At 46.1% G+C, this 11,943-nt stretch carries 10 protein-coding genes and 1 CRISPR repeat array; of the genes, 5 read left to right on the top strand and 5 right to left on the bottom strand.

Features of this window, described 5'->3' with window-relative positions; genetic code table 11:
* Positions 1–31: 31 nt before the first annotated feature.
* The gene (locus tag NX720_RS18710) at positions 32–868 is read right to left on the bottom strand and encodes a helix-turn-helix transcriptional regulator (RefSeq protein WP_262596634.1); all 837 of its coding nucleotides are present in this window, start codon (positions 866–868) and stop codon (positions 32–34) included.
* A 99-nt stretch (positions 869–967) separates the two neighbouring features.
* Here NX720_RS18710 and NX720_RS18715 point away from each other — a divergent pair, with 99 nt between their 5' ends.
* On the top strand, positions 968–2,233 hold the full coding sequence (locus tag NX720_RS18715; protein WP_262596635.1) for an alpha/beta hydrolase-fold protein: 1,266 nt from the start codon (positions 968–970) through the stop codon (positions 2,231–2,233).
* Between the two features lie 423 nt (positions 2,234–2,656).
* Here NX720_RS18715 and NX720_RS18720 read toward each other — a convergent pair whose 3' ends face one another.
* Positions 2,657–3,169 (bottom strand): hypothetical protein, encoded by a 513-nt coding sequence (locus NX720_RS18720; protein ID WP_262596637.1) that lies wholly within the window; start codon positions 3,167–3,169, stop codon positions 2,657–2,659.
* 301 nt (positions 3,170–3,470) lie between these two features.
* The gene (locus NX720_RS18725; RefSeq protein WP_262596638.1) at positions 3,471–3,800 is read right to left on the bottom strand and encodes a hypothetical protein; all 330 of its coding nucleotides are present in this window, start codon (positions 3,798–3,800) and stop codon (positions 3,471–3,473) included.
* 318 nt (positions 3,801–4,118) lie between these two features.
* On the opposite strand from NX720_RS18725, the gene cas5c reads away from it, so the two are divergent.
* From cas5c to cas7c, 3 genes are read left to right on the top strand one after another with little or no spacing between them, the layout of a single operon-like run.
* Positions 4,119–4,778, top strand: a complete 660-nt coding sequence (gene cas5c / locus NX720_RS18730) for a type I-C CRISPR-associated protein Cas5c (RefSeq protein ID WP_262596640.1) — start codon at positions 4,119–4,121, stop codon at positions 4,776–4,778.
* The gene (cas8c, locus tag NX720_RS18735) at positions 4,775–6,487 is read left to right on the top strand and encodes a type I-C CRISPR-associated protein Cas8c/Csd1 (protein WP_262596642.1); all 1,713 of its coding nucleotides are present in this window, start codon (positions 4,775–4,777) and stop codon (positions 6,485–6,487) included. The genes cas5c and cas8c overlap by 4 nt, the downstream gene beginning before the upstream one ends.
* On the top strand, positions 6,474–7,343 hold the full coding sequence (gene cas7c / locus NX720_RS18740) for a type I-C CRISPR-associated protein Cas7/Csd2 (protein ID WP_262596644.1): 870 nt from the start codon (positions 6,474–6,476) through the stop codon (positions 7,341–7,343). Before cas8c ends, cas7c begins: the two co-directional genes overlap by 14 nt.
* 176 nt (positions 7,344–7,519) lie before the next feature.
* Positions 7,520–7,948: direct repeats of the CRISPR family, unit length 32 nt; unit sequence GTTCCCAATCGTGCGGGTGGGTGAGTTGAAAC.
* A gap of 279 nt (positions 7,949–8,227) precedes the next feature.
* Here the strand turns inward: cas7c and NX720_RS18745 are convergent.
* Positions 8,228–9,655, bottom strand: coding sequence for a carbon starvation CstA family protein (locus NX720_RS18745; RefSeq protein WP_262596646.1), 1,428 nt, complete (start codon positions 9,653–9,655; stop codon positions 8,228–8,230).
* Between the two features lie 167 nt (positions 9,656–9,822).
* Complete coding sequence (locus NX720_RS18750; protein ID WP_262596648.1) at positions 9,823–10,698, bottom strand: TniQ family protein; 876 nt, start codon at positions 10,696–10,698, stop codon at positions 9,823–9,825.
* A 166-nt stretch (positions 10,699–10,864) separates the two neighbouring features.
* Here NX720_RS18750 and NX720_RS18755 point away from each other — a divergent pair, with 166 nt between their 5' ends.
* Positions 10,865–11,932: a sodium:calcium antiporter gene (locus NX720_RS18755; protein ID WP_262596650.1), complete on the top strand. Its 1,068-nt coding sequence runs from the start codon at positions 10,865–10,867 to the stop codon at positions 11,930–11,932.
* Positions 11,933–11,943 lie beyond the last annotated feature (11 nt).

An 11,943-nucleotide genomic window follows, 5' to 3' on the forward strand; every position in this document is an offset into this window, starting at 1 on the left:
TTACAGATAAATGCTGCGTAGTGCCTGAGCTTCAGGCCTCCGCTCTTACCTGAAATTGGCTGCGGTACGCTCGCGGCGATTGCCCAAACTGCTGGCGAAACACGGTAGAAAAGTAGTCGGGGCTGGAAAAGCCCGCACTGAAGGCAATGTCGGTAACACTACGCTGACTCTGCTGTAATAAAAACTGTGCATAGTTCATGCGCAGAGAAAGTAGTAGCTGTTTGGGCGACAAGCCTAATCCCTTCTGGCACAGACGATGAAGATGTGAGGAAGATAAACTGACATGCTGGCACATGTCATGCAGATTCCATGCTCGCCCGGGATCCTTTCGAACTGCAGCCATTAGTCCCTCTAAACGTGAATCAACCATTGTCGTATTTTTTCTGAACAAGCGGGTGATATTCAGTGACAGCTGTTGTATTAAGCCCCCACGTATGAGGTCCGATTTATGGGTATTTCGTTCATAATCCAGACTCTCCAGACAATGATAGAGCTGCGAACCCAAATCACACCTTCGGTGCCATGGCTGCATACCGGGAACCCCTGTTGTATGAGTGTCAACCATGATCCAGGCTGATTGTCGAAACCCTCTTGGTTTCAGTGAAATCTCGAACGCTGTATGCGGGGGGATATAACACAGACTCTGCGCCTGAAGCGCATATTCCTTACCGGCCACCTGTAGCAGACCATGACCATCCAGCGTGGCCGAGAACATAGCCCATTGCGTAAATTCACGCTTGATGTGATGAATTTCATGCAAATCGGACAAGCCTGCCACAAAGACTCCGATGGACTGGAACTCCGGATAGTCTCGCTGGCATAAAAACCGTTCCCGACATTCTGGCCCAACTTCAATTATTTCATCCATGGGCGGTTTTTAAAGGTTTATGGGGTTTTCTCAAACGAAATCGATCATTCAAACCCAGATAATAGAGAGATTTAAAAATGAGAACCAAGGGTAATGGATATGAAAAAAAACATTATGACCTGCGTCATGCTGGCAACCACATTGGCGCTGACCGGCTGTAACTCTGACTCTGATGACGATACCGACAAAGTAGTGGGCTGCCCGTCAAAGCCTGCTGATCGAACGATAACCCTGTGTGTAACGGCTCTGCCTGAAAGCCACCCCAGCGGTGACCAGATTTATCTGGCAGGCACTATGAATGGCTGGCATGCAGGCGGTGAGGCTGATCAGGAAATCATTCTGGAAGATCACGGCAACGGTAGTTACAGCTATCACCTGCACTTTGCTGAAGATACCAATATCCACCAGTTCAAGTTCACTCGTGGCAGTTGGGAATCAGTTGAGATTGATGCTGACAACTATGACATACCCAATCGCAGTGTAGAGTTTAGCGGACAATACCGTGTGGAGGACATGCAAATTGCCAAATGGTCTGATATTGACGGCTCCTTTGGTGGGCGACCCACGGTGGTAGGAAACCTGAAGCTACATACCATTGACGCTTTCCCTATAAACGACGGAGAAAGAACGGTTCGGGTCTGGCTTCCTGAGAGCTATGATGCGAAACGTGCCGAATCTTTTCCGGTCATCTACGCCTGGGATGGTCAGAACCTGTTTGACGAGCGAACCGCTGGCTATGGCATGGAGTGGAAAGTTGACGAAACCCTCACCGAGCTGGCGGCTGATCATGTCGTCATTGGTTTTGACAGCCCGACTGGCGACAAAAATGGTCTGTCAGGCCGTAAACGTCGTTATATCGAATACAGTGCTTTTGACTGGAAGCATCCAGAAGAAGGTTCTATTGTCACGCGTGGTGATGAGACGGTTGATTTTGTGGTTGATACGCTAATTCCCAAGTTTGAGAGTGAATATAATATTGGTGGCAGTACCGAAAAACGTACCATCATGGGTTCTTCCATGGGTGGCTACATGAGTTTGTACACCATGAGTTATCGCCCCAATGTATTTGGCACTGCTCTTGCCCTGTCTCATGCGACTAACGACAATTACGGCGGTGTGGCATTACGCGAATACCTGACTAACACCGGTTTTTCCAGTGATGCCAAGTTTTACTTTGACATGGGTGATCAGGAAACTGTGGGCAGCTGGGGGCCAACCGAGTGGCTGAATGGACAAAAAGCCATGTCAGAGGTATTTAAAACGCTGGGTATCAAAGCTGAAGAGGCTGTTATTGCTGGTGGTCTGCACGATGAGAAGTCATGGTCTAAGCGGTTCCCTGATATCTTTAAACGTATGTTGCAATAACGTGTTGTGAATCGCCATTCATAGGGAAGACATTAAATGAAGGCCATTGCTATTCATGGGCTGCAGGCCTTGTGTAACAGAGTTTTTGACTTAATGTCGCCCCTATGAATCCACCTTAACAAAGAGCTGTAGAGAAATAATAAAAACGCTTACAAGGGGGTTGATTCTAAAGGCCTACAGGTGTGGTTCATACGTACCAAGTGATAATAAAAATGCTTACTACAGCCAGCTACTGGTAAAATTCATATAATAAAAACGCTTACAAGTCTCGCTCTACACCCTGAAGCCCTTTAAAAATGGGGCATCAGGGGTGTCGTGTTGGAATATAGTTTCTATAGACCCCCTCGTAAGGTGCTAAGTATATTGACTCAAGCTCAATAGGGATACTCAGAAGCACTTTTTCAATAGAAGAGACTAACCCTTCTAAGCGTTATATGTTTTTGTGGCGCTCACTAACATGTCAGTCAAATCCTCCAGACTGATTTTTGGAATATTCTTTCCCGTTTGTCTACAACTTATCTGTAGCGATCCTGAGTGTGGCAGAGTGTTGAAATATTTCTCAACCATGGCTTTTGAATGAAGAGATACTCTTGGGTCTGAGGCTGTGTTACCTGCTGAATTATTAAGAGCTTCCTTGATGGATGAGGAGTTGGGTTGGATGGTTGGACTATCTGTGATCACAGTACAACAACCATAATCGACGAGTGCGTCATGTGTTATATCTCCTTTTCCAGCACTTGATTTGTTAAGTGCTTTGATAGCCTCAGCTGATGAAGGTTTGTTGAGGGAAATGTGGGCTCCAATAGTAAGTTTTGTATCTGCATCTACCGTAAGGTAAACAATTGGGCGCCCCACTGCTCCAGAACTTTCATCAAAGCAATAGCAATCTAAAGCTGTATGGCTCAGGTGTAAGGTTTTGAAAATTGGCTTTGGCATTAGTGATACCTCTAACATGTCTGGTTAAAATGTAGCAGGTATTTGGTGCAGAGCTGTTTTCCCTCATGACAGGTTCGCTTCAGGCTTTCAGCCCTTGCCTTGTTCCTTCGATGATCTGAGAGCGCTGTCAGATAAAGCAGTCTTTCGGGGTTCAGCCGCATTGCTTCCCCTTTTTGTTCATAAAATCATCATAGGGTGGAGTGTTGCTATTAAAAAAACATCCCAGTTATCGGGGGCAACAGGTTCAATTGGTGCTCCGCAGTGATCCAGAGACCCCGTCAGCTTTTTCCCAAACAGTGTCTCAAAGGCTGTAAAGAAGAACCCTCAGCTTATCACCCTTTGTTGTCACCTTTGCTATCCGTAAATGGTCAGTACCGTCTTCATAAACCGCAGCCACAGCCTTGGCTGCTTCATGTTTTTTGAATAGGGTCGCGTGGGAAAGCTCTCTCGCATAGGTGCTGCTGGATATGTTCAGAAACATGATCCACTTCCGGTTGTCTGGAATGATCTGCGAGTAAATGACATAACGGACAGGATTGTCATGTTCCTTTATTGCCTCCTTGAGTAAGCGCAGCTCCTCTGAGGATAAATCAGTTTCATATTCGTCATTACTGCCATTTTTGTTAATCATATTTATTCTTCACATTTATCCATTTTCCATAGTCATAGCAGCTTATGGGGGAATACGCTGGATAGTTTTATCTCCCTGCCAGTCGAAGATGCTCCCCCGGTAGCCGCTATTTAGCCTTGCATACAAGATCAAAAAATCACCGTTTCAATTCGCAATGGTTCCCAGCATCGAAAGTACAATAATAGATCACTGGTACATGATAATTATCGAAAAATTTTCATTAAAAATTCACCGAAAGTTAATTTTATCAACTACTTTTTACTCACCCGCTCAGCACAAGCTGAGTTCATAAATGACAAATGTCGTGAGATGAGTTGAATGACGTTTTGTATCGAAGTTTCTGGTGAGTTTGCTTGTTTTACCCGCCCTGAAATGAGGGTGGAGCGTGTCAGCTATGACGTAATCACCCCATCCGCAGCACGCAATATTTATCAGGCCATTTTATGGAAACCACAAATGGCCTGGCACATCGACCGGATTGAGGTACTGAATCCCATACGCTGGATGTCTATTCGAAGGAATGAGGTGGGTTCGGTGGTTTCTGCCGAAAATGTCCGAAGAGCTATGCGCAGAGGGCAGGGACGATTGCAAATGTTTGTTGAGGATGAACGACAGCAACGGTCTTCATTAGTTTTGCGTGATGTGTCATATCGGATACATGCACACTTTAGCCTGACAGAAAAAGCTGGCTCTACCGATAACGCTGAAAAATATCTCGGGATGTTTTTGCGTAGGGCCAGAAAGGGGCAGGTCTTCAAGCAGCCTTATCTTGGCTGTAGGGAGTTTGCAGCAGATATTGAATTGATCGAGCCAGGACATGAATTGAGTAGCTCTATTGATGAAACTCGTGATCTGGGCTGGATGTTTTACGATTTTGACTATTCAGCCAATCCTCCGTCACCACGATTTTTTAACGCCCGGATGGAGGGTGGTGTCATCAATATTCCAATGGCAGAGAGTGACGAGGTACAGGGATGATTCTCCAATCACTCTGCCAGTTTTACCGTTCAGGCTGTATTGAATTTGCACCTTTCGGCTTTGAGGAAAAGCCTGTTCCTTTTCTCATAGTCATTAATGATGCCGGTGAGTTTGTCAGTATTGAGGATACAAGACAAACAGTGGGTAAGCGGAAAATTAGTCAGACATTTCAGGTGCCCCAGGCTGTCAAAAAAACGAGTGGTATTTCAGCAAACCTGTTGTGGGATGTTGCCGAGTATGTGTTGGGTCTCGATTTCAAGGAGAATCCGGAAAAAACACATAAGCAGTTCAGTGCGTTCAGGACGAGGTTAGAGCCATTTTGTGAGGATGATGAAGTTCAGGCCGTCCATTGCTTTCTGGCAGGCTTAAATCTGTTGTGTTTACAGAAAAATGAGCACTGGCAAGAGATCGTTGATACTAATTGTCTGTTGTCGTTCAAATTGGAAGGTCGCGACCACCTGGTATGCCAAAGCGGCACGTTTCTTGATCTCTACAGACAAAGTCTTGAAAACCACTCCGAAAGTACTTTTCTGCCCTGTCTGGTGACTGGCGATATCACGACACCTGTATTGTTGCACCCAGCCATTAAGAAGCTTCCGGGTGCTCAGAGTTCGGGTGCCAATATTGTGTCTTTTAATCTACCTGCATTCACTTCTTGGTCAAAAAAACAGGGGCACAATGCGCCTACCAGTCAACATGCTGCCTTTGAATACACTACGGCTCTTAATTACCTGTTGCAGCCTGATAACGAGCACAGCATCCAAGTAGGAAATCGCACATTTTTGTTCTGGTCTGAAACAGCCAAAAGCCTTCAATCGGTATTTAAGAGCTTTTTTGTAGAGTCAACCGACTCTGAAACCAATGCGGTGGATGAAGCTTATGACATAGCTTTTCAATCTCAGGATTGTTGCGCTGAAGACCGCTTTAATGTTCTGGGGCTTGCACCCAATAATGCCCGAATTTCTGTCTGTTTATGGCATAGGATTCGGCCTGATGAATTGCTGAATAACCTTTCTATCTGGTTTGAAGATCTGGCAATGAAAGGGCTCGAAAAATTTGGTCGATCTTCTCTGGAACGATTACTACGCTGCACTTGCCTGCAATTCAAAACTAAATATTTGTCAGACAAGCTGACTGTAAATGTTCTGGAGTCCATGCTCAAAGGCTCTCGGCTCCCACACTCCTTAATGGTTGCTGTGCTGAACCGCATCCGGGCTGATGAGGGCAAGGTCAGTTACACCAGAGCAAGCCTGTTAAAAGCCTTTATTAACCGCAAGTATCGTCATGAAGGTAAAAATAATATGCAACTCACCACCGCACTGGACGAAGAAAATAACCAGACAGGTTATGTGCTAGGGCGACTGTTTTCAGTCTTTGAACGACTCCAGGAAGAGGCGCATAGAAGCAATTTGTCGACTACCATCAGCAGCCGTTATTTCGGTGGTGCAAGCATTCGACCTCAATCCGTTTTTAATACTCTGTTTAAGCTGCACATACATCACCTGCGTAAACTCCAGAATCCGGGGAGAGTTGTCAATTTCAGGCAGATGATTGGAGATTTGATGCAAAAAATCGGCAATATCCCCAGTCACCTGTCGTCCGAACAACAATGCCTGTTTGCCGTGGGTTACTACCATCAGAGACAGGCATTCTACAGCTCAAATAAAGAACCAGAAATAGATGATGAGGATGACCATGAGTTTGAGTAATCGGTATGAGTTTGTTTTTTTGTTTGATGTTACGGATGGTAATCCTAATGGAGATCCTGACGTAGGGAACGCTCCCAGAATCGATCCGGAAACCGGTCACGGGCTGGTCACTGATGTTTGTCTCAAACGCAAAGTCAGGGATTATGTCACTTTGTTGAAGGGGGATGAACCACCGTATTCGATTTACGTCAAGCAAAAGGAGGTATTGAACCAGTTAAATGAGCTGGCCTATAAAGCTTTTGATATAAAACCGGAAAAGAAAAAACTTCCAAAAAATGTGGATGAGGCCAAGCGGCTTACACAGTGGATGTGCCAGAACTTCTATGATATCCGAACGTTCGGACAGGTAATGACGACTGAAGTCAATTGTGGTGAGGTTTATGGCCCGGTACAGATGAAATTTTCCCGATCCATAGATCCTATAACTGACATTGAGCACACCATTACGCGCATGGCAGTGACCAATGAAAAAGATATGGAAAAAGGTCAAACCATGGGACGGAAGCACACTATCCCTTACGCCCTTTACCGTTGTCATGGCTATGTGGTGGCTAGTAATGCCGAAAAATCCGGTTTTGATGAGAGCGATCTGGAGTTGTTTTTTACTGCGCTGGAAAACCTTTTTGAACATGACCGGTCGGCAACCAGAGGGGAAATGTCGGTTTGTGGGCTATATGTTTTTAAGCACAGTAGTCCGCTTGGCAATGCACCCGCAAAAAAATTGTTCAATACTATTCAGGTTAAGCCAGTAGCACAGGATACTTTTCCCAGACAGTTTAATGACTATCAGGTAACCGTTGATCAATCTGCTGTTCCTGAAGGGGTTGAGTTGATTATTCGTTATGAAGAGGCTTGATCCGCTAACCTCTAGTAGACATCAAAAGATCGGGGTGTTAGCGAATATTATTTGCCATTGAAATCAGTTGGTTAGTTTAAAGCAAAATATTTGCATATCAGTTTAAAGAGGAAGTAGAGAGGGTTAGCGCAAAGTTGGTCTGTAGCCCTCTATTCATAAGGACTAGATGAGTAGCAGTTCCCAATCGTGCGGGTGGGTGAGTTGAAACCGGCCTTTATCGTCCTGCTCCACGTCTACCGTGTGTTCCCAATCGTGCGGGTGGGTGAGTTGAAACGGCATTGTCCTCGACATACATCTGATGGACCGCCGTTCCCAATCGTGCGGGTGGGTGAGTTGAAACAAGGACACCAAACAAAAGGAAATTCAGTTTCCTTCGTTCCCAATCGTGCGGGTGGGTGAGTTGAAACAGGGTATCAATATAATAAAGATGTTGAAAAACAAGTTCCCGCTCGTACGGGTGGGTGAGTTGAAACAACATGATCATTTTGCGGGAGCTGGGGCTCATGCGTTCCCGCTCGTACGGGTGGGTGAGTTGAAACAAGCAGTTCAAAATTGTCTCAAGTTTGCTTAAGAGTTCCCGCTCGTACGGGCGGGTGAGTTGAAACATGCGGATGTATGAAATGCTGCGACCAGGTGGGCGGTTCCCACCGTATAGGTGGGTGAGTTGAAACGACCTATCCCCAAGGCAAAGTGATTATGTTGCACCAGTTCTCGCTCTTGCGGGCGAGTGAATTGAAACGAACGAGGGGTGATCAATGCTTACAGGTCTCTGTCGTTCCTTTCCTATCCATTTCCATCCATAACGGCAAAGCATTCGCAGCGCCGTTATGGGTGGAAAATTCTGTGAGATTCGCTAAAGCCTTTGTTTCCAGAATGACTGAAAGTCAGGCTGCAGAATCTGCAACAGCCGTTGTTTTATTTTTCGCCAGGAAGGCGATCATGGCTACAACGGCAGCCGTAACACCGATTGGGTAGGAGATAGCGGCGGACAGAGACAGCCCTTCAGGAGCCATAAGAATGTAAGTGGTGCACACAGCCGTCATAAACATAGCTGGCAGTGATACAAACCAGTGGCTCTTGTCTCGGGTGACCATATAGGCGGCAGCTGCCCACAGAACAATGGTAGCCAGAGTCTGGTTGGAAAACGCGAAATAACGCCAGATGATATTAAAGTCAACAAAGGTCAAAACGAAACCAACCGCAAATACAGGCAACGCCAGCTTGAGACGATTGGCTTTGCTGGTTTGCTCAATGCCAATCGCATCAGCAATGATCAGGCGCACACTGCGGAATGCGGTATCACCGGAAGTGATCGGGCAGGCAATGACTCCCAGAACGGCCAGCAGGCCACCAACACTGCCCATCAGTCCGACAGAGACTTCCTTCACAACCAGACCGGCACCACCCTGAGACAGAACAGCGTTCAAGCCTTCCAGCCCATTTGGGAAGAAGGACATGGCAGCAGCAGCCCAGATCAGAGCCACAATACCTTCAGCAATCATTGCACCGTAAAAAATCGGACGTCCCTGGGTTTCATTTTGAGTGCAGCGAGCCATCAGGGGAGATTGTGTGGCGTGGAAGCCACTGATTGCGCCACAGGCAATGGTGGTGAACAGCATGGGGAAAATTGGCAGCCCTCTGGGGTGGATCAGGTCTGCGCCGATTTCAGGAACTGGCAAACCATTGATAACGGTCATGCCGCCCACACCAAATGCCATGATGAGCAGTGCAGCACCGAAAACAGGGTAAATTTTGGCGATGACTTTATCCACAGGCAAAACGGTTGCCACAAAGTAATAGCAAAGAATGATGCCAAGCCAGAAATTAGTGCTTGCCAGAATACCCTCGCCACCAAGGTTTGCCAGCAGACCAGCAGGCCCCATCATAAATACGACACCGACCAGTACAAGCAGTACCACAGAGAAAGCACGCATAAACTTGCGCGCTGGCTCACCGAGGTAGTGACCAACGATTTCAGGAACAGACTTCCCTTGGTGGCGAATAGAGAGCATACCTGAGAAATAGTCGTGCACTGCTCCCGCAAAGATGCAGCCAAGTACGATCCAGAGAAAAGCGGCAGGACCATACAGGGCTCCCATAACCGCACCAAAGATTGGCCCGAGACCGGCAATATTGAGGAACTGAATCAGAAAAATTTTGTACCAAGGGAGGGGAACAAAATCTACGCCATCCTCAAATTCAACAGCAGGAGTCTTACGATCAGGCTCGATGCCAAACCACCGCTCTACCAGTTTGCCGTAAATGAAGTAGCCCCCAATCAATACAGCGAGCGAAATTAAAAAGCTTGTCATAGGACATTCCCGTTGTCGTTTTTACTTTAGAGGCGTAACAGTAACCCCGTGATTGCCTCTGGAGTGTGGAAAATGAAAATCGTGCTAATAATAAGGTGCTTTTGCTTACAAAAAACTGACTGGAAACAATCGTTCTGAAGATATATTTGCGGCCTGGGAAAATACTGTCAGTTGAAAAGGGCTGCTAAAACTTCAGGGATATGGGTTCTTTCAACGGCTTCTACTGTGTTCCAAACCCAAGGTTTTTTAACGCCGTCTGCAAACCGATAACGAATGCCTAACTGCTCCAAACCGGCATCGGTAAAGCGCTGTTCAATCTTCTTCTGAAGCAATCCGGCTGCACTGATGCTGCTTATTCCCAAATGGTTCTGAAGCTCTTCAGGAGAGGTAAGTGAATTTACCGGGCCACTGAGCTGGTCATGAATTTCTTTCTCAACAAGCAGCCTGCCAGGCTTGCCAGTGGTTGCGTCTGAATAGGAAGGCAGCAGAAAGCACTCCTCCCCATTCGGAATAATCCCGACAGGCGCCAACTTACACATATGCCGATGACAGGCAAAAGCAAATTTGCAGCAATGGCTCCGGTGCCAATAGGCGACACCATACTGGCTAATATCGTCAGTAATACACTCTGGGCAGTATTTCAGATAATAGAGATCAAGACTCTGAACGTAGAAAAACTGTTCCAGCATCAGCCTGATTGACAGCGGGTTCCTGCCAATCCATTTCGCAATGTGTTTTCGATTGGATAGAGAGAGCGTTGGTGCATAGAGCCTGAACAGTGTCGTTTCCATAATGCTTTTGGGGAACGACCAGTAGGGTTTAAGGCAAGTTTCCCAAAAACGGTAATACTGGCTGCCAATCATCTCCAGGTCGGATGCCAGCAACATTGGGTCAAAGATATGTTTGAGTGTGCGCCGGTGCGTAAAACCGGCATCGACGAGGTATGCCCGGCACAAAAGGCTATAGAGGGATTCATCGGGTAGTGGTGGAGATGACAAAGAAAGCACAGTGTTTTCAACCTTTACAGCTCTCAGCAGAATCACTAACAATCGTTAGCGAATTAAACCTGTATTTTGGTTAACTTTTGACATATTCGCTGCTTCATTGAACAGTTCGAAGCTTAGCCGTGTGAAATACTATTGTTTGATATATTCAATTTATGTATAAGGTATCAGCCAACAATTACTATTTTACATATTAGGGTTTTTTATGGGGCTTTTGTCGTCTTTTCTAATAGTTCTGATTGTTTCAGTCGTCATTAAATATGCCTGTGACACCTTTGAACAAAGTGCTGAATATCTTGGGCGCAACATGAGTGAGGGGGTTAAAGGGGGGCTGATCAATGCAATAGGCTCTTCTTTACCAGAGATGATGACAGCTTTTGCTCTGTTATTTTTGCTTAGAGATGAAGCTGGCTTTGCTGCCGGTATCTCTGTAACAGTAGGTAGCGCTGTTTTTAACGCTGTTGTTATTCCTCTGGTATGCATTCTGGCCGTTCGTATCTGGGGAGTCGATGGCAACCCCGTGAAGTCATTTGAGGTCAGTAAGGTTGCTCTGAGGCGAGATGGCTTCTGGTTACTCACCAGTGAATTTGTTCTTATCGCGTTGTTAATGTCTTTTGATGTTTTCCAGTGGTGGATGGGGGCTGTCCTGATTATTGTTTATTTGGGATACCTGATACACATGCTTAAGAGCTGTGGTCAAGACGGTGAAGATGACTATGAATATGAGTCACTGGAGAGTGGCTCAGCTATAGAAGCATTGGTTAAATTTGATTTCAATAAAGTCTTCTTTAATGACAAACCTCTTACCAAAGGGTCTGCCTGTGTCAATTTGCTTCTGGCAACTGTAGTCATTGGTATCGCCTGTCACTTCCTGAGTATCGCAGTTGTCGGTATTGCTGATGGGCTTGGTATTCCTGTTTACATGTCTGCGCTTATCTTTGCGGCTGGTGCTACCTCTGTACCAGATACTTTCCTTAGTGTAAAAGATGCAATTAAAGGGGATTATGATGATGCTGTTGCTAATGCTTTTGGCAGCAACACATTTGACATTACTGTTGCATTAGGTCTCCCTCTGCTGGTGTATGGACTGACAATGGGAGATGTACCAATGCCTCAAGGACAAGATGTGGCTATGCTTCGGATCGTTCTGGTTGGTATAACCTCAGCTGTTCTTGCGTTGTTGTATTTTCCTAAAAAGATCAACGGTTTTACAGCCGCAGGTTTGGCCTCTCTCTTTGCTGTGTGGGTCGGTTACATTAGTTGGGCACTGTAATTATCTTTGGG

It is taken from the genome of Endozoicomonas euniceicola, assembly GCF_025562755.1.
Lineage (GTDB): Bacteria > Pseudomonadota > Gammaproteobacteria > Pseudomonadales > Endozoicomonadaceae > Endozoicomonas_A > Endozoicomonas_A euniceicola.